The 21,063-nt window shown below is 41.8% G+C and carries 20 protein-coding genes and 3 tRNA genes; 7 read left to right on the plus strand and 16 right to left on the minus strand.

The features are described from left to right. The 9 genes from HUS61_RS14535 to xerD all read right to left on the minus strand — a co-directional run bounded on the left by HUS61_RS14535 (position 1) and on the right by xerD (position 7,296). A tRNA-Arg gene (locus HUS61_RS14535) sits at positions 1-73 on the minus strand. Positions 74-241: 168 nt separating this feature from the next. After that, a tRNA-Arg gene (locus tag HUS61_RS14540) sits at positions 242-318 on the minus strand. Between the two features lie 38 nt (positions 319-356). Continuing rightward, positions 357-449, minus strand: a tRNA-Ser gene (locus tag HUS61_RS14545). Positions 450-561: 112 nt separating this feature from the next. Beyond that, entirely contained in the window at positions 562-759 is a 198-nt protein-coding gene (locus HUS61_RS14550; RefSeq protein ID WP_055020963.1) for a hypothetical protein, read from the minus strand. A gap of 252 nt (positions 760-1,011) precedes the next feature. Then, positions 1,012-2,547 carry a lysine--tRNA ligase gene (lysS, locus tag HUS61_RS14555; RefSeq protein WP_175082920.1) on the minus strand — a complete coding sequence of 512 codons (1,536 nt, stop codon included), beginning with the start codon at positions 2,545-2,547 and terminating at the stop codon, positions 1,012-1,014. Between the two features lie 26 nt (positions 2,548-2,573). Beyond that, a protein-coding gene (gene prfB / locus HUS61_RS14560; RefSeq protein ID WP_105181232.1) for a peptide chain release factor 2 occupies positions 2,574-3,672 on the minus strand; the annotation gives its coding sequence in 2 pieces (ribosomal slippage) (positions 2,574-3,596 and positions 3,598-3,672; 1,098 coding nt in all). A gap of 143 nt (positions 3,673-3,815) precedes the next feature. Next, complete coding sequence (gene recJ, locus HUS61_RS14565; protein WP_175082921.1) at positions 3,816-5,537, minus strand: single-stranded-DNA-specific exonuclease RecJ; 1,722 nt, start codon at positions 5,535-5,537, stop codon at positions 3,816-3,818. A 77-nt stretch (positions 5,538-5,614) separates the two neighbouring features. Further along, positions 5,615-6,349, minus strand: a complete 735-nt coding sequence (gene dsbC / locus HUS61_RS14570; protein WP_054560813.1) for a bifunctional protein-disulfide isomerase/oxidoreductase DsbC — start codon at positions 6,347-6,349, stop codon at positions 5,615-5,617. 59 nt (positions 6,350-6,408) lie between these two features. Further along, complete coding sequence (gene xerD, locus HUS61_RS14575; protein ID WP_371319662.1) at positions 6,409-7,296, minus strand: site-specific tyrosine recombinase XerD; 888 nt, start codon at positions 7,294-7,296, stop codon at positions 6,409-6,411. 128 nt (positions 7,297-7,424) lie between these two features. On the opposite strand from xerD, the gene fldB reads away from it, so the two are divergent. Continuing rightward, positions 7,425-7,946 carry a flavodoxin FldB gene (gene fldB, locus HUS61_RS14580; RefSeq protein ID WP_054551247.1) on the plus strand — a complete coding sequence of 174 codons (522 nt, stop codon included), beginning with the start codon at positions 7,425-7,427 and terminating at the stop codon, positions 7,944-7,946. 42 nt (positions 7,947-7,988) lie between these two features. Here the strand turns inward: fldB and HUS61_RS14585 are convergent, their stop codons facing one another. Further along, on the minus strand, positions 7,989-8,417 hold the full coding sequence (locus HUS61_RS14585) for a DUF2147 domain-containing protein (protein ID WP_175081026.1): 429 nt from the start codon (positions 8,415-8,417) through the stop codon (positions 7,989-7,991). Between the two features lie 104 nt (positions 8,418-8,521). Here HUS61_RS14585 and HUS61_RS14590 point away from each other — a divergent pair, with 104 nt between their 5' ends. Continuing rightward, the gene (locus tag HUS61_RS14590; RefSeq protein WP_175082923.1) at positions 8,522-8,956 is read left to right on the plus strand and encodes a hypothetical protein; all 435 of its coding nucleotides are present in this window, start codon (positions 8,522-8,524) and stop codon (positions 8,954-8,956) included. Between the two features lie 57 nt (positions 8,957-9,013). After that, a complete protein-coding gene (locus HUS61_RS14595; protein WP_175082924.1) occupies positions 9,014-9,697 on the plus strand; it encodes a hypothetical protein in 684 nt (227 codons plus the stop codon). Positions 9,698-9,700: 3 nt separating this feature from the next. On the opposite strand, the gene HUS61_RS14600 is transcribed toward HUS61_RS14595, so the two are convergent. After that, complete coding sequence (locus tag HUS61_RS14600; protein WP_175082925.1) at positions 9,701-10,399, minus strand: tRNA1(Val) (adenine(37)-N6)-methyltransferase; 699 nt, start codon at positions 10,397-10,399, stop codon at positions 9,701-9,703. Between the two features lie 76 nt (positions 10,400-10,475). Here HUS61_RS14600 and srmB point away from each other — a divergent pair, with 76 nt between their 5' ends. Then, positions 10,476-11,708 (plus strand): ATP-dependent RNA helicase SrmB, encoded by a 1,233-nt coding sequence (gene srmB / locus HUS61_RS14605; RefSeq protein ID WP_175082926.1) that lies wholly within the window; start codon positions 10,476-10,478, stop codon positions 11,706-11,708. Positions 11,709-11,929: 221 nt separating this feature from the next. Then, a complete protein-coding gene (locus tag HUS61_RS14610) occupies positions 11,930-12,268 on the plus strand; it encodes a BON domain-containing protein (protein ID WP_175081023.1) in 339 nt (112 codons plus the stop codon). A gap of 27 nt (positions 12,269-12,295) precedes the next feature. Here the strand turns inward: HUS61_RS14610 and HUS61_RS14615 are convergent, their stop codons facing one another. Together HUS61_RS14615 and radA are read right to left on the minus strand one after the other, a co-directional pair. Next, positions 12,296-13,228: a hypothetical protein gene (locus HUS61_RS14615; RefSeq protein WP_175081022.1), complete on the minus strand. Its 933-nt coding sequence runs from the start codon at positions 13,226-13,228 to the stop codon at positions 12,296-12,298. A gap of 50 nt (positions 13,229-13,278) precedes the next feature. Continuing rightward, on the minus strand, positions 13,279-14,664 hold the full coding sequence (radA, locus tag HUS61_RS14620) for a DNA repair protein RadA (RefSeq protein WP_175081021.1): 1,386 nt from the start codon (positions 14,662-14,664) through the stop codon (positions 13,279-13,281). Between the two features lie 353 nt (positions 14,665-15,017). Here radA and HUS61_RS14625 point away from each other — a divergent pair, with 353 nt between their 5' ends. Continuing rightward, the gene (locus HUS61_RS14625; RefSeq protein WP_175082927.1) at positions 15,018-17,498 is read left to right on the plus strand and encodes a PilZ domain-containing protein; all 2,481 of its coding nucleotides are present in this window, start codon (positions 15,018-15,020) and stop codon (positions 17,496-17,498) included. On the opposite strand, the gene serB is transcribed toward HUS61_RS14625, so the two are convergent. Further along, complete coding sequence (gene serB, locus HUS61_RS14630; RefSeq protein ID WP_175082928.1) at positions 17,481-18,500, minus strand: phosphoserine phosphatase SerB; 1,020 nt, start codon at positions 18,498-18,500, stop codon at positions 17,481-17,483. The two genes, HUS61_RS14625 and serB, sit on opposite strands and share 18 nt — an antisense overlap. A 125-nt stretch (positions 18,501-18,625) precedes the next feature. Here serB and HUS61_RS14635 point away from each other — a divergent pair, with 125 nt between their 5' ends. Continuing rightward, the gene (locus HUS61_RS14635; RefSeq protein WP_054560826.1) at positions 18,626-19,246 is read left to right on the plus strand and encodes an AhpA/YtjB family protein; all 621 of its coding nucleotides are present in this window, start codon (positions 18,626-18,628) and stop codon (positions 19,244-19,246) included. Here HUS61_RS14635 and HUS61_RS14640 read toward each other — a convergent pair. Together HUS61_RS14640 and pdxH are read right to left on the minus strand one after the other, a co-directional pair. Next, positions 19,213-19,986, minus strand: a complete 774-nt coding sequence (locus HUS61_RS14640; protein WP_175082929.1) for a TatD family hydrolase — start codon at positions 19,984-19,986, stop codon at positions 19,213-19,215. The genes HUS61_RS14635 and HUS61_RS14640 overlap by 34 nt on opposite strands. Beyond that, positions 19,987-20,625: a pyridoxamine 5'-phosphate oxidase gene (gene pdxH, locus HUS61_RS14645; protein ID WP_055020972.1), complete on the minus strand. Its 639-nt coding sequence runs from the start codon at positions 20,623-20,625 to the stop codon at positions 19,987-19,989. Between the last annotated feature and the right edge of the window lie 438 nt (positions 20,626-21,063).

Raw genomic sequence — 21,063 nt, forward strand, 5'->3', positions numbered from 1 at the left:
GGACGCGGGAGGATTCGAACCTCCGACCGCCTGGTTCGTAGCCAGGTACTCTATCCAGCTGAGCTACGCGTCCACACTCACATTTGAACATTGCTAATTTATTCTCTTAGCAAGAGACTCAAGTTTATACTCGATGCAGAGTTAAAGTAAAAAGTGGCGGTTGCGGGACGTCTCTTGAAAGAGTGAACCTCCGACCAAATTTACTAACATCTTATACTCGATGCAGAGTTAAAGTAAAAAGTGGCGGACGCGGGAGGATTCGAACCTCCGACCGCCTGGTTCGTAGCCAGGTACTCTATCCAGCTGAGCTACGCGTCCACACATATTACTTTCAAGACATGCCATTTTAGGAAAAATGGTGGAGAAGGAGGGATTCGAACCCTCGATAGAGCTACAAACCCTATACTCCCTTAGCAGGGGAGCGCCTTCGGCCACTCGGCCACCTCTCCGTCTTGTGGGGCGTATGATAAAGATTTCAGGAAATATGTCAAACACTTTTCAAGGAAAATCGCATAGATGGTTATAGATTGTCCATAACGAGCCTAAACAGCTTGTTTTTGTTTATCCTTTCGCCGTTTTTTCTTTATCACTCAACGGTTCAAGACCCGTCAATGGGATCAATTCATCAGTTAACTCTGCGAGGTATTGATCTTGATAACCCAATTGTTGAAATTCGGCTATGCAAGCACGATAAAAATCTTCACGTTGATGCTCGCTTTTGTTCGTATCTGTAGGCAACGGCGAAGGCTTTTTAGTCATTATTATTAAGTCCATTTATACATTGAACGAGAATTGCGCAATGATGTCATATCTTGGCTAAAAATAATACTATTGGCCTTTGTATTTGTAGAAAAATTTTACAACTTAGTAACTTTGTTGGAAGACTAATTCAGCATTTCTTTTTAGATCAGCTAATTACAATTGAGTATTAAAATTGACAGCAATAAAAATCAGAAATTTCTGATAACAAAAACGCCGCTAAAAAGCGGCGTTTTCAAGACTTTTAGCTGATTAATCAGCTTGAGGACGCATGTGTGGGAATAGGATCACGTCTTTAATTGTTGGTGAGTCAGTGAATAACATCACTAGACGATCGATACCAATACCCTCACCCGCTGTTGGTGGTAAGCCGTATTCTAATGCACGGATATAGTCATCATCGTAGTGCATCGCTTCATCATCACCAGCGTCTTTTTCTTCAACTTGACGAGTAAAGCGCTCTGCTTGGTCTTGTGCATCGTTAAGCTCAGAGAAGCCATTTGCTAGTTCACGGCCGCCAACGAAGAATTCGAAGCGGTCAGTTACAAATGGGTTTTCATCATTACGACGTGCAAGTGGAGATACTTCCCACGGGTAAGCGGTGATGAAAGTCGGTTGAATTAGCTTATGCTCAGCTGTCTCTTCGAAGATTTCACATAAGAATTTACCCGGGCCCCATACGCAGTTTTCTGGGATCTTAACGTGTACTTTCTTCGCGTACGCTTTAAGTTCTTCAAAATGGTTTTCAGGGTCATTAAATACCGCAGCATCAAAGTCTGGGTTGTACTTAAGGATAGCTTCGCTCATTGTTAAACGAGTAAACGGTTGTCCAAAGTCGTACTCTACTGAATCAACCACTTCACCATTTTCATCTTTCGTTGTGTTTACAACAATTGGTGAACCAAGTACGTCTGTCGCAACAGTACGTAACATGTCTTCAGTAATGTTCATTAGGTCAATGTAATCAGCGTATGCTTGGTAGAATTCGATCATTGTGAATTCTGGGTTATGACGCGTTGATAAACCTTCGTTACGGAAATTACGGTTAATTTCGAATACACGCTCAAAGCCACCCACAACTAAACGTTTTAAGTAAAGTTCAGGTGCAATACGTAAGTACATGTCGATATCAAGTGCATTGTGGTGTGTTACGAATGGACGAGCAGACGCACCACCTGGGATCACTTGTAGCATCGGCGTTTCAACTTCCATGAAGTCACGATCAGCTAAGAAACGACGGATACCTTCAACAACTTTTGAGCGAATACGGAAAGTTTCACGTGTCGCTTCATTAGTAATTAAATCAACATAACGTTGACGATATTTAGTTTCTTGATCAGATAAACCATGGAATTTTTCTGGTAACGGGCGTAATGACTTTGTCAGTAACTCGTACTCTGTCATTTCTACGTATAGGTCACCTTTACCTGACTTATTAAGTGCACCTTTAACACCGATGATGTCACCGATATCAAGTTGACCGTATTTTGCTTTTAATTCTTTTTGTACGTCTTTTGATGCGTACGCTTGAATTTGGCCTTTCATGTCTTGTAACGCAAGGAAAGGACCACGTTTTGCAAGAATACGACCTGCTACTGATACAACGTGCTGCTCAGCAACTAATTCTTCTTTCGATTTATCACCAAACTCAGCTTGCAAATCAGCCGTGTAATGTTCACGACGGAATTGGTTTGGATGACCGTTGGCTGGGCAATTTTCGCGGATTGCGTCTAATTTGCCACGACGCTCAGCGATTAACTTATTTTCGTCTTGGATTTGATCAGTCATTTTTTAGCTCTTTTTTAGCTTGGTGGTTATAGGCCAGATTTAAGGCTGGCTTCAATAAATTTATCTAAGTCGCCGTCAAGAACCGCTTGTGTATTACGGTTTTCAACGCCAGTACGTAAGTCTTTAATGCGCGAGTCATCAAGTACGTATGAACGAATTTGACTACCCCAGCCAATATCAGATTTAGCATCTTCTTGGCTTTGTTTCTCAGCATTTTGCTTTTGAATTTCAAGCTCAAACAATTTCGCTTTTAACTGCTTCATTGCTTGGTCTTTATTCTTGTGCTGTGAACGCTCATTTTGGCACTGTACAACAGTGTTAGTTGGTATGTGAGTAATACGAACCGCAGATTCTGTTGTATTTACGTGCTGACCACCGGCGCCTGATGCGCGGTAAACGTCAATACGTAAGTCTGCCGGATTAATATCAATTTCAATATTATCGTCGATTTCTGGGTAAACGAATGCCGATGCAAATGAGGTATGACGACGACCACTTGAGTCGAACGGGCTCTTACGCACTAAACGGTGAACACCTGTTTCTGTACGTAACCAACCGTATGCATATTCGCCAACAAAGCGCACTGTTGCACCTTTGATACCAGCCACATCACCATCAGTTGCTTCAACCAGTTCAACTTTAAAGCCTTTTGCTTCACCCCAACGTAAATACATACGCAGTAGCATGTTGCACCAGTCTTGGGCTTCGGTACCACCAGAACCTGATTGTAAATCAAGGTAAGCATCGTTTTGGTCATGGTCGCCTGAGAACATACGACGGAACTCTAGCTTTTCAAGCTGTGCGTTTAAATCGCCTAATTCAGCTTCGGCTTCAGCGAAGGTTTCTTCATCTTCTGCTTCAACAGCAAGCTCGACTAAACCTTCAACATCTTCGGTACCTGACACTAGATTATCAATGGTCTCAACGATAGCTTCGAGTGCCGACTTTTCACGGCCAAGTGCTTGAGCTCGCTCTGGCTCATTCCACACTGCTGAATCTTCAAGTTCTGCGTTAACTTCTTCTAACCGCTCTTTCTTAAGAGGGTAGTCAAAGGTACCCCCGAAGCAGTTCAGTACGTTCGCGAATTTCCTTGATTTGGTTAATCACAGGATTCACTTCAAACATGTACATTACTCCAAAATGGCTGATTTACCGCGCACCGATATCGACAATAATTACGGTAAATTATCTACAAATATTAAAAACGCCCGATTTTAACAAAAAACCGAGCGTTTTATTAGCCTTTTATGTCGATTATAACGATATTTTTATGTCGCTTTTTGTAGCTCTCGAATAATCAACTGTAACGAGAATTTACCACGGAATTCATTTATATCGAGTTGATAAGCAGCTTTCACATAACGCACTTCGGTATCTGGCCATGCACGCACATCAACACCAAATGCAATACCGTCAACTAATCGTCCAGATTGATGTTTTAAAACCAGTTTTAAGTGTTTTTCACCAACAATGCGCTGCTGTATTACCTCAAAAACATGCTCAAACACTGGCTCTGGAAATTGCTGCCCCCAGGGGCCGGCATTTTTTAGTAAGTTGGCAAACTCCATCGAAAAGCACTCATTAGGTAATTCACCGTCGGTAAGTAAAATACTTTGCTTATGCTCTTCAGTGAGTGTGTCTGTCACCATTTGCTCAAACACGGTTTTAAATTCAGTAAAACATTGCTCATTGATACTCAGCCCGGCCGCCATAGCATGACCACCAAATTTACTGATCAAGTGCGGATAGAGCGTATTTACTCGCTCTAGTAAGTCACGCATATGCAGCCCTTCAATGGACCGGCAAGAGCCTTTTATTTCGCCGTTATCGCCCGCTGCGAAAATAATCGTCGGACGGTGATACTTTTCTTTTAAGCGACCAGCCAAAATACCAATCACACCTTGGTGCCAATCAGCTTGATATAAACAAATGGCATCAGGCACTGACTCAGTTTTAAATGCTAAACGGTCAAGCACAGCTTGTGCCTCCGTTTGCATGCCCTGCTCTATTTCACGGCGCTCATGATTGAGGCTGTCGAGCTCACCGGCAATTCGGCGTGCTTGGTTTATATCGCTTGATAACAAACAGGCTATACCTAAACTCATATCATCTAAACGCCCTGCTGCATTTAAGCGTGGCGCCAATGAAAAGCCAAAGTCACTGGCACTTAAACGGGCTGCATTGCGATTTGCCACTTCGATAAGGGCACTAATACCTGGGCGTGTTTTACCACTGCGAATACGTGCTAAACCTTGATGAACTAAGGTACGGTTATTGGCATCAAGAGCGACCACATCGGCAACGGTACCAAGGGCTACAATATCAAGTAACTCAGCCAAATTTGGCATTGGCTGATGCTGAAAATACCCTTGTTCACGTAAGTGGCTACGTAAAGCAATGAGCAGATAAAAAGCTACCCCAACCCCTGCTATTGATTTCGATGGAAACTGACAGTCATGACGATTCGGGTTCACGATGGCATCAGCATCTGGCAGGGCTTCACCTTGTAAATGGTGGTCAGTTACCAGCACCTTAATACCTGCTTGCTTAACAATTGCAATGCCATCTATACATGAAATACCGTTATCAACAGTGATCACCAGCTCGGGTTGCATAGTCACTATTTGCTCAGCAAGCGCAGGACTTAAGCCATAACCTAGGCTGAATCTGTCAGGTACCAAGTAATCAAGATTCTTTAAGCCAAACATCGCAAGACCTTGCATTAAGGTTGCTGTGCTGGTTGCACCATCGGCATCAAAGTCACCGACGATTAACACGCGACTTTGAGCCGCGAGGGCTTGTTGTAATAGCACCACAGCTTTGTCGATATCTTTAAACAACTTAAAGTCATGTAATGTCGCAGCGCTATTATCGAGTTCGGTGGCACTTTGCACCTGTCGAGTCGCATATATTTGCTTAATTACAGGGTGTAAATGGTGTGGTAGATGCGAATCATCAACATGAGGACGAGCTTGAATTATTTTTTCCATGTCGGAAATGGTACTTCTTTGCTTAAGACAAATAAAAAAGGCCTACGACAAATAGGCCTTTTCGTTTAAAAAATCAATTATGAAGATGTTTTTGGTAAGGCATCAAGCGCTTGGCTGATCTGCGCAGCTGATTGATAACCTGGGATCATGGTGCCATCTTCTAAAATAATTGCTGGAGTACCCGACATACCAAAGCTTTGACCTAGTTGGTAATGCTCAGCAATTGGTGCGTTACAACCTGGCACGTCTGCGACTTCTGCACCCGCTTTTGCTTCAGTTAACGCTTCAGCAGGGTCTTTAGCACACCATACATTCATTAGATCTTGGTAACCTTTACCACGTAAACCACCACGTGGGAAAGCAAGGTATTTAACCGTGATACCCGCATCTAAGAAATCATCAAGTTCACGGTGTAACTTACGGCAGTAACCACAGGTAATATCGGTAAAAACTGTGATTGAATGCTTTTCGTTTTTCGCTTTGTAAACGATCATTGAGTCTTCGTACTCAGCAATGCCTTCTTTACGTACATCGCTCAGTGCATGCTCTGTTAGATTAACTCGGTTATTAAGGTCAATCAGTGTTCCTTGCATTAGAAATTGACCGTCAGGGCTTGCGTACAGTACACCCTTATCAGTAATTAGTTCTTTAAGGCCTGCCACTGGGCTTGGGTTGATTTGCTTAACGGTTACGCCTAATTCAGCAAACTTAGCAATAATAGGGGCATCAGCAGCATCTGTTGTTGATACGCCATTGGCAAACACATTTAAGCTTGTGCCTAGTAGTGCTGTGGCTAAAACTAACTTTTTCATAAATATCCTATATCCTGATCATTTTTTATATAGACCGGTACATCTTTAAAAATCTTGCACTAAGCACGTGGATGATGTTGCTCGTGTACCGACTTCAATCTTTCATTCGCTACATGGGTATAAATTTGTGTTGTTGATAAGTCACTGTGACCTAACATCATTTGCACGACTCTAAGGTCCGCCCCATGATTAAGCAAATGCGTTGCAAACGCGTGTCTAAGCGTATGCGGTGATAACGGCGATTCAACTGATGCCAAAATAGCATAGTGTTTGATGCGATGCCAAAAAGTTTGTCGTGTCATGCCAATCCCGCGCTTTGATGGGAACACAAAGTCAGTGGCATGTTTAATCATTTGCGAACGACCCACTTTTAAAAACTGCTCAAGCCAGTACATAGCTTCTTCGCCTAGGGGAACTAAACGCTCTTTATTACCCTTACCTTTTACAAAGACCACCGCTTGGCGCAAATTAATTTGCTCCATTCTGAGTCCCACCAGCTCAGTAACACGAAGCCCTGTGGCATATAACAGCTCAAGCATGGCTTTATCGCGAAGCCCCATAGGATCTTCTATGTCTGGGGCTGCAAGCAGAGCTTCGACTTCGGCTTCTGACAGCGTTTTTGGTAATGACTGCCCTGCTTTTGGCTGAGCAATATTGACCATCGGCGAATCGGCAATGGCTTTTTCGCGTACAAAATACTGATAAAAACGCTTAAGTGCACTGATGCTTCGCGCGGTGCTGCGCGACTTCAGCCCTAAATCAACACGGTATGCTAAATACGCTTCAATATCATCAGATCGAACGGCTAGTAGGTCTTTATCTTTTAAAAATTGGCAAAACTTTTCAAGGTCACTGCGATAAGCTGCGAGTGTATTTTCGCTGACTCCTTGCTCAAGATACAGCGTATCTAAAAATAACTCTAAATGTTCGACGTTATTTGCTGTTATTACACCTTTTTGGGCTTGTGAATTATTATCAGCCACGCGTACTCTCATCCTTATCAAGGTATCAATTGATTATACCTTACGGTAAACTTACGCCTATCATATCAGGCAAATACACAGTGATAAATACGATGCAGATTGGTTTATTTTATGGTTCTACAACCTGCTACACAGAAATAGCGGCAGAGAAAATTCGCGATATTATTGGTCACGACATCGTGAGCCTTCACAATATCAAAGATGAGCCATTAAAAAATGCAGAGCAATTTGATTTCGTGATCTTCGGCATTTCAACTTGGGATTTTGGTGAGTTGCAAGAAGATTGGGAATCAATCTGGGACGACATTAAAGATGTTAACCTAAACGGCAAAACCGTGGCTCTGTTTGGTATGGGCGATCAACAAGGTTATGGTCAGTGGTTCCAAGACGCACTTGGCATGTTACACGATGAAATTTGTGATCAAAGCATTACCTTGCTAGGCAAATGGCCTAACGATGCAAGTTATGAATTTGAGGCTTCAAAAGCACTCACTGAAGATGGCAAACAATTTGTTGGCTTAGCCCTTGATGAGGACAGTCAATACGAGCTTAGCGATGAGCGTATCGCAAGCTGGGTTGAACAAGTCATGACTGAGTACAGCGAAAGCTTGTAAGTCATGAATAAAAAAGCCAAGCATCGCTTGGCTTTTTAATGGTTATTCAACACGTTGCCAATATTGATTACGATAGAAAAATGCAATATAGCCGCGTACTTCAAGCACCTTACCTTGTTCTTGTGGTGTTAGTTTAAGGGTATAGGTTTTACCATTGTTTGGGTCTAGAATTTCACCCTCTTGCCAGCTACCATCGCCAGCATCTGTAGCGCCTTCTATAATTTTTAACCCTAAAATAGGCTGATTTTTCTTATCACCTTTACACTCTTCGCAGATTGCGTCTTGCTTGGCTGGGTTAAGGATTTTTTCAACACTGCCAACCAACACACCATCTTGCTCACTAATACGTACTAAAGATTTCGCTTCATTCGTTTCTTCGTCAATAGTTTTCCAAAGACCCACAGGCGTCAATGCAGCAAAACTCAACTGAGAAAATAATAAGGTAGATAAAACAATTGATAAACGGAACATAAAAAACTCGTATAAAACTTAAGACTTTGGCACTATATCAGGGCTTAACCAAACACACCATTTTGCTAAGCTCCGAAATCGACACAACATTGCGAGGGAACACAATGAGTCAATTCACATTAATTACCGGTGATATTGTCAGTTACGACAGTAATCAGGTAGCTACAATTAACGCCACGGGCGAAATAAAAATAAATCGCTTTGCTGAGCCATTATTTATTCCTGATAGCGCTAAAGCCGCCATTGAGCTGGGTCGGCTCGATGATAACTTGTTTAATTTAAAAAAGTTATTACGTTCAGGCTATGCCGACCCCTGCCCTACGACCCGCGTGCTAATTGAAACCACACATCCTTTACCTGAAATCAACGGTCTGCTGATAAAACGCCGCTTTAGCATTATTGACTTTTGCAGTGCCGAAATAGAAAAGTCGCACAGTAAAGCCGTGTTAGACGCCCTATTAGAGCTTGAATATGTGCAACAAATTCAGCTTGATGAAGTCATGCAATTACAGCCACCGGTACAATTTAACAACCAATAAAGGTACAATAACTTATAAGTATGCTAATCAGCTCCTTCATTTGTAAAAGGAATAACAATGAAAAGTGCGCTACATATAATGATTGCCGCAAGTATTTTGCTAACTGGTTGTGATGAATTAGAAGTTGAAGAAACTCATAACTTTGGCGATGAAATGTATGAGAACAATTACACACTCGTCAATACCACTGATTTAGAAGTGGACTATTACATGGCAAACACTGACCTGTTTGGTGATGCTCAAGAAGTTAAAGACTCTCAATACTATGTTGATACGCTTGCATCGCAATCACTTCCCGTTGATGTAACACATGCTCACAATGAACGTAGCCGTATTTCATTTTATGTAGTCGATCACAGCGACATAACTAACTCAGCCACACAGATGTATCAGGTAGAGCAAAATCAACCTTATCATTTTGTGGCTTGGCAAAATGAAGAAAAGCTTCGTTTAACTCTAGTAAAAAAAGCTAATGATGATAAAGATGACTTTTTTGCTATACGTATTCTCGCAACTGAAAATCTTCGCTTAAAAGTTGAAAAGCAAATCGTCAATTTATATCAAAATCAATTAAGTTATTGGTACCACATTGATGACTGCGCTGATGATTTAAAAGTATCAAAGCTCAATGATGAAGATAAGCGAGTTTATGAACCTATCTCAATCTGCAACGCATCTTATGGGCAGTCATACACTTTACTTTTAAGTGAAGGCGGCCTTGAAGCGAGCATTGCTGAATAACGATTACATCTTTAGGTAAAAAGCTTTACAGAGCTCTTTGTAATCTTGGCTATAGCTGCCATCAGCTGCATGTATGGTTAACGATGATGTATCACATTCGCCGTTGATTTGGCTGAGTAACAACAAGCTACGACTTGGTTGTTTTTTCTCGGTTGTACGTACCAAGCAATGGCGATTTAAGTACCAGCCTGCTTGCTCTGCTACAGCAATGAATTGTTTTGCCTCTACGCAAGGCAGAATCACATTCAAAAGCGTTTTGCCGTGGCTAAGCCTAGTACACGCTGCTATTAATTCGCTGAAGCTCAGGCCATCAGTATGGCGGGCAGTATTTCGAGCATCGTTTTCACCTTTTAGGCTCGCATTAAAATACGGTGGATTGGTGATGATCGCATCAAAAGACTCTGCTGCGTTGAACGACTGCAAAGCACCTTCGAAAAGGTTTATATCAGGCCATGGGCTAGCCGCAAAGTTTTCTCGAGCATCATTACAGGCACCCGCGTCAATTTCGATGGCACTTACTTTTGCTTCAGGCGCTCTTTGTTTTGCCATTAACGCCAACAACCCTGTGCCTGTGCCAATGTCTAAAATGCCCTTAGCACCACTTACATCAGCCCACGCCCCTAACAAAATACCATCAGTCGATACTTTCATCGCCGTGCGCGTTTGCGTTACCGTAAATTGTTTAAACACAAAGCCTGACATTTTTTCACCTTTTCATTCACCACAGCCGCGTTAACGCGTATAATTAGGCTCAATTGTCCTCTATTTATGTCACTCTATGCAATTTTCTGAATTTGATATCGATAACAAGCTGTTAAATGCCATTAATAAAATGGGTTTTGATACGCCAACCAGTATTCAACAACAAGCGATCCCAGAAGCTCTTCAAGGTCGTGATATTTTGGCATCTGCCCCTACTGGTACGGGTAAAACAGCCGCGTTTTTGATCCCTGCAATTCAATACTTGCTTGATTTCCCACGTCGCGATCCTGGCTTTGCGCGCGTATTGATCATGACACCAACCCGTGAGCTTGCTTATCAAATTCATGAGCAATGTGAATTACTCGCAGCACAAACTCATCTTAAAATTGGAGTTGTAACAGGTGGTATAAACTACGGGACACACAGAGAAATTTTCGAAAGCAATAACGATATTCTCATTGCCACACCTGGGCGTTTAATGGAGTACCTTGAAACAGAGAACTTCCATGCTGAAAACGTTGAAATGCTTATTCTTGATGAAGCTGACCGCATGCTAGACATGGGCTTTCGTAAAGAAATGCTACGCATTTGTGATGAAGCACGTAACCGCCGCCAATGTTTCTTATTCTCAGCGACCCTTGAAGGTGACAGCGTTGAGTTATTTGCAGAACGTATCTTAAACGACCCTGCACTGCTTGAAGCCGAATCTTCACGCAAAGAGAAAGGCAAAATCCACCAATGGGTTCACCTTGCGGATAACTACGATCACAAACTAAAAATGTTGGTTGAAACATTAAATGGTGACGACATTCATAAAGCAATTGTGTTTGTAAAAACCCGTGAGCGCCTAGAAACATTAGTTGGTGAGTTAAACAACGAAGGCCTTCGTGTTGCTTGGTTACGCGGTGAAATGCCACAAGACAAGCGCATGAAAGCGATGGAGAACTTTCACTCTGGTCGCAACAATATCTTAGTTGCAACGGATGTTGCTGCTCGTGGTATTGATGTTGCTGATATCAGCCATGTTATCAACTTTGATATGCCACGTACCGCAGACGTATACGTACACCGTATTGGACGTACTGGTCGTGCAGGTAAAAAAGGCATTGCGATTTCATTTATTGAAGCTCATGACGTGGCAATTGTTGGTAAGGTTGAGCGCTACATTGAGCAAAAATTGAAACGCCGAGTAATTAAAGGGCTTGAGCCACAGCACAAAGAAGCGAAGATCCCATCTAAAAAGAAAAAAGATCCAGTAAAAATGAAGGCAAAGAAAAAAGCCAAAGCTAAAACGAAGAAGAAAAAGTAGTTTTAACTTTAACATCATTACTGTGAAAATGCCGAGCTTGTCTCGGCATTTTTGTGCCATACCCTTTTTACTTATTAACTGTGTAATTAGTTCACACTTTATTACCCACCCATCACACCAATAAAAATAAAACAATAAAATTCAGCAACTTAAATATTGGAATAATAATTGTAACAGGTTCAGCAATAGTTCACAGCAGACTAGATTAACGAGGGAATTGTATGAGCCGCTTCAAATTAACCGTAGTACTTACTTTATTGAGTTGTATGTTTTTACTTGCTTGCGCAACGACTGTGAGCGCCAATACTAGTGTGCTAACAACAAGCACATCTGCGCAACCGCGCTTACAGCAAATGGCATTGCAGAAGTTAACTCGTAACCCTAACTTTCACATTGAAAACTTACAAGTGATTGTTGAAGGTGAAACTGTTGAACTAAAAGGTACTGCAGAAACAGGCTTTCAACGCGCTTTAGCACAGAAATTTTTAGAACACAGCCAAGGTGTGATGCAGATAAAAAACAACCTTAAAGTGAGTAAGTTAAATCACTCGTCACTTTAAGGTTAGGTTTACAAAAGAGGCTTGAGATTATTCGCCACTTGCTTGTAGGTTGATGAATTTCGCAAGCTCTTCAGGTTGACCCATCAGCATTTGAATTTGCTGATTAATCTCCATCATAGTCTTACCTTCTGGTAATTTAGCTGACACTGAGAAAGACGATAAACCATTCACAAAGTTATTAATCGCTGTTGTAAGTTCTTCGCTTACTGGCACTTGTTGTAACTGCATAGCAACGACTTGCTTAAATTGCTCATGAGTCATGCCTTGCGCAGTTAAGAAGCTATCAACAACCGCTTTAAGCTCACCTTCATCAGCAATCGACATATTGATGCTACGTGGCTCTAACTGCGTGAGTGCTGCCATCATCTTTGATTGCTGTTGTAGCTGCTGCTCTAAAGTAAGCTGACCATCAGTTGCTTCATTTTGCATCTGGCTCACAGCGAGTGATGCTTCCATCAGCGCTGTGGTTTTAGCTAAACCAAGATTAAAGTTAACGTCAGCCACCTCATTTGCAGTCACTTTAAGAGCAAAGTCGCTGTCGCCTGAAGCTTTATTATAATCAAGCGATGAGTCAACGTTATAGCTTGTTGATGCTAGCTTGTTATTAGAGTTTTCTGGCAGCTGCGCTAAAAATTCATCGCTAAAACGAAAGTTCTTCATAACAAAACCAGTATGAGGCGGCACGGCATCTACTTCGTAACCCGACACATCAATGCTATCGATTGTTGCGACAGGCTCATTGCTTAAACTATTTGAAACCGTGATATCAGATAACTGCATGCTGCTATCAAAAATACTAGCTGAGATATCGCTGTATTTAATTTCTACACCGCTTTGGATTGATAACGCACTGATTTGCTTATCAACCACCTTTTTCACTTCCTGTGTAGCTGCGTAATTTGCGTAAGCTACGCCACCGACAGCCGCAGCAACAACCGCTGCAATAATTAACTTCTTCATTTTATTTCCTTTAATTGGTGTAAATTTTTTATCAGTGTATCAAATTGTATTTAGTTTATTAACGACAATAGCTCATGCACGGTTTTTACTGGGGTGATCTTAGCCCCAAGGCCTTCCATTGATTTATGGTAATTACGATATGGAATAAAGATCTCAGTAAAACCGTGTTGCGCAGCTTCTTTAACTCGAGGTACGCCGCTGTCGATTGGTCTTACATCACCATTTAAACTTAGCTCACCCATAATACAGGTGGTACGCGGTACAACAAATTCGTTCAAGCTGCTTAAAAGTGCTGTAACCAATGCTAAATCGATACAAGTCTCTGACTCATCGATTTTTAAACCACCAACAATGTTGAAAAAAGTATCGTGGAAGATTTTTGTTTTTGTGTGCTTACGTAAAATACCCGTTAGCATCTTGATACGGTTCATATTTAGACCAACACACACGCGCTGCGGGAATTCAGCTTCGGTTTCAGTGGTTAAACATTGTATTTCGAGTAATAAGTTACGGTTACCCTTACGAATACAGGTAATAGCTGAGCCCGGAGACTCGGTACTAGAACCAGATAAAAAGATTTCGCTTGGGTTATCAACACTCAGCATTCCGCGCTCGCACATTCTAAAAATACCCACAGTGTCGATATCGCCAAAACGGTTTTTATTAGCACGTAAGGTTCTAATTTGCCCATCATTGGTATCGATATGCAATAAAGCATCAACGATATGCACAAGTGTTTGCGGCCCAGCAATTTCGTTATTTTTGTTTACATGAGCAATGATGAACATAGTGACATCATTTTGCTTACAGTATTGTGTTAAAGCTTGCGCTGCACTTTTAACCTGTGATGGCGAGCCTGGGCTACCATTTGCCGTTTCTGTTACCACAGCCTGAATTGAGTCAATAACCGCGAACTTAATTTTGTTTTTATCAAGCTCTTCAATGATGGCTTCAACACTGGTTTCAGACAGCAAGTAAAGCTCATCTTCGTTGTAATCTAAACGTAAGCGATTCACACGATTTTTAAACTGCGATAGAGACTCTTCAGCTGTACAGTATAAAGAAGGCATTAGCTTTGACATACGTGCGACTAAATCTGATAGCAAGGTGGTTTTACCGGCACCAGGGTCGCCTGAGATAATGTTAACAGAGCCTGTGGTTACACCACCGCTCAATACTCTGTCTAGCTCACCAATTTCCGTGAGGCGTTTTTCGGCCTCAGTGGTCGCCACTTCATTGATTTTCTTTGAACCACCGCTTGCGATACCAGCATAACCTGCCACTGCCGCACGGCTTGCCGCTTGCTTTGATTGCCCCGCTGAAGGCTTAAATTCTGCCAGCGTATTCCACGCTCCACACTTACACTGACCTTGCCAGCGCTGATAGTTCATGCCGCACTCAGTGCAGACAAATTCGATTTTTGCTGATTTTGCCATTCGGCCTTACCTATTTTGGTCGCTGTTTTGTGATTATTTCTGTATTTTTAAGCATATAATAGCTAAAGTAAAACATATGACTCAGGTAATTAAACTAGAGTCACTTTTGTAGTCACAAAAGATAATATGCTGTAACTTGCCCCATGAAAAACGCTTAATCATGCTAAGTGCTTAATTAAGAAATGGTTAAGGGCACAGTTCTTGCTTACAAATAAAACTTTACAGTGCTTGCCATTTAATTGGCGAATACATATAACAATAACTAATAAAATAAAAAACTAGTTACACTGCTTTGGCTTTCAATAGCCAGCTAGTATACCTACTTTTTTAGATAGACGGTGATGGTTTTATAAATGGCTGAAGACATACTGCTTAAATATGAAAGCCTAGTTGAAGAACTAAAGGCACATTTAGGCACTCCCCAGTTCGACAAACTGTTTAAATCAAAAACAGCTAGCTTAACAAAGCCAGAGCAGTTTCTGATCAAAATGGAAATGTCGCGCTTATCTCAGCCTGTAGCACGCTTTATTGATTTACGTGGCCAGGTAACCGGCCAAGTCAAACCCTACGAATATGATGGTAAGCAACACTTTATGGACGATACAGCCATTGAAGTGTTTGAAGATGCTATAAAGCGCCACGGTGGTTACACCCTTGCCGTTTACGAAGCGGTAATGAATACCGAAAACAATCACCGCGTAATGCAAAAAAAAGCCGCTGAACAAGCTTTAACTGACGATAGTAGCACGACAGAGCAGTCTGCTAAGGTCATTAAGTTTGCATCTTATGAAAGTCGCCGCGAAGAGCGGATGAACTACTCAATTAAAATTACCGTTGAACTAGATAAAGACAATAAGGTTGCCGCTTCTACCTCTGATATCTCTTTAAGTGGCGCTAAAATCAAGTTAGCACCACGGTATAAAGTTAAAAAAGGCCAATTAATTGGTCTGCGCTTAGTTGGCCTAGAGCAAGATTTTGAACTGGGCTTAAAAAACGGAATTCAATATGAAGTAGTTGCGGTAGAAAAAGTATCCCGTGAATACAACCATGTACGCTTAAAACGCACCTTTATTGAAAATAATGATAAGTTTGATGAGTTCTTAGAAAGCTTTATTCACGGTAATAAACGTCGCTATAAAGTGAACTTAGACAATACCTTAGATGCGGTTGTATCGAAAGGCTACGAGCAATACTACATTCCACGTGTTACCTCGCTTTATACTTTTTTGAGCTTACAAGGCGACAAGCTTTATCCTAGCCTTGCGTTAACCACAGAAAATAACATTTTTATTCAGCGCTATTTTTGTGATGAGCGTAAGTTGTCATGCTTATATAGCATTATAAATCAGCAACGCCTAGGTCACTTGCTCAGTTCACCAGATGCGGTAAAAGAAGAATACCTGTACACCTTCACTCATACCGTTGCTGGCAAAATTTATTACTACTCAGCTACGCGAACTGAGCTTGATAGCCAACCACAACTGAGAGATTTATTCCTCGGCTTTGGTAGCCAAAAAGACAGTTGGCAATGCTTTAAGCTTCAGTTGATGCCAAGCCACCCGGAAGATTCGTATATTCCGCTATCTCTACCTAGTAGTGCTGGTAAAAACATCGAAAAACTAAATAAGCCACCGACACCACGGGTGCAGGGGTTGATTAAAGATGTTAAATATCTACTGATTTTGACCTCGGTGGGTACTAAGTTTGAACAACAAACATACCAACAGCTTGATTATAATAAAGATGCGGTAAACCAACTTAAACAGTTTGGTCACAGTAAGCATAAAACGCCTCCTCATTTAGAGCCTGTGGCGCTTGAGTATGTGAACCTTCGTGCTCATAAACGCTATTTATACAAAACAGCTATCAGCATTGAACATCATGAGCAATCAATTACAGGCCATACTCGTGATTTATCTGTGATGGGCTTGCAAATTGAATGCGACCAACCGGTTGAGTTCAAAAAAGGCGATATCATCAAACTAAACTTGCCTGATTTGCAAAAAATTACCAAAAAGCACGATTTAACAAATCTGGCTTATGAAGTAATGGCTATAAGTAAATCACTGACAACGGTAAATTTAAAAGTGCATAAAGTTGGTGACTTACCGCATATGGCGATTAAGTTTTTCACCGTATTAATCGATAACAACAAAGACAAATTACGTGTTTGTGAAGAAACCCCTAAAATTCCGGGGCTATCAACTGCACTCAGAAATATGGTGACCAAAAGCGTATGCCAATTCCCGTTTTATTTACATAAAGAAGCTGCCCACTTTAAAGCTGGCGCTATTGGCCAAGGCTTATATCCAAGCCCACTTCATGTACTACTACAAAATTTTGCGTTATTGAACGAAACAACCAGCATCGACGGATTCTTATCAACGGATCAAATTACAGAAGTGATCACCCCGTTGATCAAAGACCGTAGTCGCCAAGATCCACCTCTGCCATTTACCCTATTTGTTCGCTTTGATCCGCGCCAAGCCGAAATAAGCGATGCAATTACCAGCCGCTGTATTAGTGAAGATGATTACATACCACAAACTTTGTTTGTGAAAAAAGCGCTGAAAAACGATTTAGTCTTTGTATTTCGTTTATATGTATCACGAACTGGTCGCCCAGATATTGATTACTTAGCGAATGAACTCAAATACATTAGTCAGTACGCATTACATAAAGCAAAAGACTTAGAAGAAGCACTATGGGCAGTAGCTGGTGTGGGTGATTTAATTGATATAACCGAAGAAGCGCTTACCCATTTTGATATTGACCAAAGGCTGATCAATGAAATGAGTAAACGCAAAGCAACTTGGTTAAAGCGAGTAATCTAACGGTAGAGAGAGTAAGTAAGCAACTTGCAGTAATGAGCCTTCATTAATTGCAGTTTGTGCTTGCTCAACTACTTTAGGTTTACCATGCACAGCAACACCAAGCCCTGCCGCAGCCATCATTTTCAAATCGTTCGCACCATCACCCATAGCAACAGTTTGGCGATTGTTTAAGGTAAGCTTTTGTTCGATTCGTTTAAGTACACGGGCTTTTTCTTCAGCATCAACAATCGTGCCTATGACCTTGCCTGTTAAACGGTTATCTTTAAATTCAAGGGTATTGGCATGCACTTCATCTAAATCAAGCAGTGACTGTACTTGCTCAGCAAATGGCACAAAACCACCTGATGCTATTGCTAAATGCCAGTTATGCGCTTTTAAGTATTGGCATAATTCACTCACGCCCGGCATAAGCGGTAAACGCGCTTTTAAGCCATCAATTAAGTCTACATCGATACCTTCTAGTTTTGCGACACGCTGCTTTAAACTTTGTGCAAAGTCCAGCTGACCGGCCATTGCTTGCGCGGTTACAGCGGCAACTTCATCATACACATCGGCAAGACGCGCAATTTCGTCGATACACTCGATAGTAATGGCTGTTGAGTCCATATCCATCAGCAATAAACCTGGTTCATTCACCGTGGGTGGATTAGTTAATTGCACCAGTTGAATACCCAATTGCTTAGCAAACTCAACTAATACCAATGGACTTAGTGCAGTTGTTGTATCGCTATGAAAGCTCCACGCTACTGGCATGTCTGCGATTGGCTGATAACAACAAAGCGATAAATTACTAAACCCTTGCGCCGCTAAAAAATCGCTAATCGCTAGTAATTGCTCAGCATTAAGCTCATTACCAAAGGCAACACTGAACACGCCTTGGTTTGCTTTTGGCGTAAAGTCTGTTGTAATAAGGTGTTTGTTTTCAATTTTATACCAGCAATTTAGGCTGATTTGTTCTGCTAAATTTGCTGAAGGTGTAGCAGCTAAGCTAAGCTGTGACATAGTGGCTCCACATTAGACTTATGTCTGTCCTTGGTCGTGCATTTGCTACTCGCACTCAAGGGGCTGTTAAAGTTATCATGTTGTACCATCAAATTTAAAAGCTGTCAGTAACGTATACGGTGACTATGAAAAATAACCAACTTAAAATTCCCTTTTCAGCCACTTATCGCCAACGTGTTGTGCGCTTAAGCTTGGCTGCAGCCTGTTTTGTGCTGTTAAGTTGGGTTGCCATGAATAGTAGCTTTCAAAGCCACCAATTACTTTATGATAGCGCTGATAGTACAGCGATAAGCTTAACCAAGTTTATGGCACTGAATGCCAAAACCCCGCTGCAAGAAAAAAACAAACCCGAGTTAAATGCACTATGTAATCATATTGCTGAAGATGAATATGTGTTAGCGGCAACGATTTACGATCAGCAAGGTATTCAAATTGCGGCCAGCGATAATTGGCAAAGCCACCACACTTTTGGTTTATTACCCGATTCAACGCCGGGTATCAGCAAGCTTAAAACCCCATTTGTAGAGCCGGTGATAAGTGATGATGAAAGGCCAATTGGCTTTGTGTCGATTACCTATTTAACGCAGGCTTCTATTGCAACCAGCCACAGTAGTTTTCATGATTTGGGCCGCCAAGTATTATTAATGTTAGTGATCACTTGTATTTTTACTTGGCAGTTAGGCCGTGGGTTAAAACACTGGCAAATCAACCGTTACATCAAAAAAAGCGCAGAGCAAGAATCATAAAGTTCAGCAGCCAATTTCTGCTTTGTATCGCCTGTAACGCCTTTAAGCTCACATAGATGAGCAAACACATCGCGCACCTTAAGTGGTGTATTAATCAGCCCTTGAAAACCAGCTAGCGGCATTGATGGCGAGTCGGTTTCAAGCACTAAATACTGCGGTTCAATTGTGCTGATAACTTTACGAGTTTTAGCAGCGCGCGGGTAACTAATCACGCCCCCAACACCAAGCTTAAACCCTTGTTTAATATAACTCTGAGCTTGTTGCTCTGAACCTGAAAAGGCATGAATAACACCTCCATACTTTGGCTTGCAGCGCTTAAATGAGCGAGCAATTAAGTCATGGCTTTGTCTGTGATGTACAATCAGTGGTAAAGCGAGTTGGTTGGCAAGCTCTATCTGCCCTTCAAAAAGCTGCGTTTGTTTATCGAGGTTGTCGATACTGCGATCAAGACCGCACTCACCGATGGCAATAAACTGGCCTGAATTGGCTTTTGCTAATTGCTCTAGTTCAGCGAGATGATGAGTTTGGTGATCAGATAAAAAATAAGGATGTAAGCCTAAAGCCACTGAAATACTTGGCTCTGATTTAGCAAAAGAGAATAGTTTTGTAGATTGTGCCAAGCTCACACCCGGCACAATAAAATGCTCAATCCCTACTTGCTTGCATGCTTTGATGAGCTCTGTGCGAGTTTCATCAAATTCGCTAAAATCAAGGTGGCAGTGGGAATCGATAAAACGCATTTACGGATTTAAACGACCAAACTGCCAACTACCGTCGGCTTGGCGTTGATACATAAAGCGATCGTGTAAGCGGTGTGCCCCACCTTGCCAAAATTCGATTTTTGTAGGCTCAACACAATAGCCTCCCCAAAAATCAGGCAGTGGAATTTCACCCTCAGAAAACTTTTGCTTCATTTTCGCAAATGTTTCCATTAGCACCTTACGCGATGACACAGGACGGCTTTGCTGAGATGCCCATGCAGCTAACTGGCTTTCTTTAGGACGCGATAAAAAGTACTTAGCCACAGCCGTTGTTGGTAATGGTTTAGCTTCACCATAGACAATGACTTGTCGCTCCATGTGGTGCCACGGAAAGTGCAGAGAAATTTTGTTATTACCTTTAAGCTCTTGCGCCTTGCGCGAGCCGGTATTGGTAAAAAACACAAAGCCATTTTCATCAAGATGCTTTAACAGCACAATACGCTGCGAAGGCTGACCATGCTCATCAACCGTTGCGACGACCATCGCCGTAGGATCAGGCAAATTAGTGGCAACAGCTTGCTCAAGCCATTTTTCAAACTGCTTGATTGGAGACGCATCAAGCATGTCTTCAGATAAACCATCCTGTAAATATTCACGGCGAATATCTTCAAGTTTCATAAAATTCCCTCTATCGCTACTATCAGCTATCAGCTATCAGCTATCAGCTATCAGCTATCAGCTATCAGCTATCAGCTATCAGCTATCAGCTAAAGATTAATCAAGGTTATTGAGCTGTCAATTTTGTTGGGTTTCGCTACGCTCTACCCAACCTACGAAGCTAGGTTCTAGGTTCTAGGTTCTACAAGCTACTCCCCTAGCGCCTAGAGTCTAAGGCCTTCGATTTATGTTGGGTTTCGCTGCGCTCTACCCAACCTACGAAGCAGAATTCACCTAAGTAGTTTAGCCTAAGACAAGGCGGAAAACCGACTTATCCCTAAGGGTTCTTAAACGTTCTGCAAGTGTAGGAGTGCTGACAAGGCGAAGTGCTTTTTTATACCAAAGAGCATACGTGTTTTGTATGTGACTTCGGTTAAAAAAGCACGACAACGTAGTCAA

Origin of the sequence: Pseudoalteromonas sp. 0802, assembly GCF_013350085.1 — a bacterium.
Taxonomy (GTDB): domain Bacteria; phylum Pseudomonadota; class Gammaproteobacteria; order Enterobacterales; family Alteromonadaceae; genus Pseudoalteromonas.

What these genes read in the sequence shown, in the direction of transcription:
- HUS61_RS14550 (WP_055020963.1), bottom strand. Translation starts at nt 759, where the DNA reads ATGACTAAAAAGCCTTCGCCGTTGCCTACAGATACGAACAAAAGCGAG.
- lysS (WP_175082920.1), bottom strand. Translation starts at nt 2,547, where the DNA reads ATGACTGATCAAATCCAAGACGAAAATAAGTTAATCGCTGAGCGTCGT.
- recJ (WP_175082921.1), bottom strand. Translation starts at nt 5,537, where the DNA reads ATGGAAAAAATAATTCAAGCTCGTCCTCATGTTGATGATTCGCATCTA.
- dsbC (WP_054560813.1), bottom strand. Translation starts at nt 6,349, where the DNA reads ATGAAAAAGTTAGTTTTAGCCACAGCACTACTAGGCACAAGCTTAAAT.
- fldB (WP_054551247.1), top strand. Translation starts at nt 7,425, where the DNA reads ATGCAGATTGGTTTATTTTATGGTTCTACAACCTGCTACACAGAAATA.
- HUS61_RS14585 (WP_175081026.1), bottom strand. Translation starts at nt 8,417, where the DNA reads ATGTTCCGTTTATCAATTGTTTTATCTACCTTATTATTTTCTCAGTTG.
- HUS61_RS14590 (WP_175082923.1), top strand. Translation starts at nt 8,522, where the DNA reads ATGAGTCAATTCACATTAATTACCGGTGATATTGTCAGTTACGACAGT.
- HUS61_RS14595 (WP_175082924.1), top strand. Translation starts at nt 9,014, where the DNA reads ATGAAAAGTGCGCTACATATAATGATTGCCGCAAGTATTTTGCTAACT.
- HUS61_RS14600 (WP_175082925.1), bottom strand. Translation starts at nt 10,399, where the DNA reads ATGTCAGGCTTTGTGTTTAAACAATTTACGGTAACGCAAACGCGCACG.
- srmB (WP_175082926.1), top strand. Translation starts at nt 10,476, where the DNA reads ATGCAATTTTCTGAATTTGATATCGATAACAAGCTGTTAAATGCCATT.
- HUS61_RS14610 (WP_175081023.1), top strand. Translation starts at nt 11,930, where the DNA reads ATGAGCCGCTTCAAATTAACCGTAGTACTTACTTTATTGAGTTGTATG.
- HUS61_RS14615 (WP_175081022.1), bottom strand. Translation starts at nt 13,228, where the DNA reads ATGAAGAAGTTAATTATTGCAGCGGTTGTTGCTGCGGCTGTCGGTGGC.
- radA (WP_175081021.1), bottom strand. Translation starts at nt 14,664, where the DNA reads ATGGCAAAATCAGCAAAAATCGAATTTGTCTGCACTGAGTGCGGCATG.
- HUS61_RS14625 (WP_175082927.1), top strand. Translation starts at nt 15,018, where the DNA reads ATGGCTGAAGACATACTGCTTAAATATGAAAGCCTAGTTGAAGAACTA.
- serB (WP_175082928.1), bottom strand. Translation starts at nt 18,500, where the DNA reads ATGTCACAGCTTAGCTTAGCTGCTACACCTTCAGCAAATTTAGCAGAA.
- HUS61_RS14635 (WP_054560826.1), top strand. Translation starts at nt 18,626, where the DNA reads ATGAAAAATAACCAACTTAAAATTCCCTTTTCAGCCACTTATCGCCAA.
- HUS61_RS14640 (WP_175082929.1), bottom strand. Translation starts at nt 19,986, where the DNA reads ATGCGTTTTATCGATTCCCACTGCCACCTTGATTTTAGCGAATTTGAT.
- pdxH (WP_055020972.1), bottom strand. Translation starts at nt 20,625, where the DNA reads ATGAAACTTGAAGATATTCGCCGTGAATATTTACAGGATGGTTTATCT.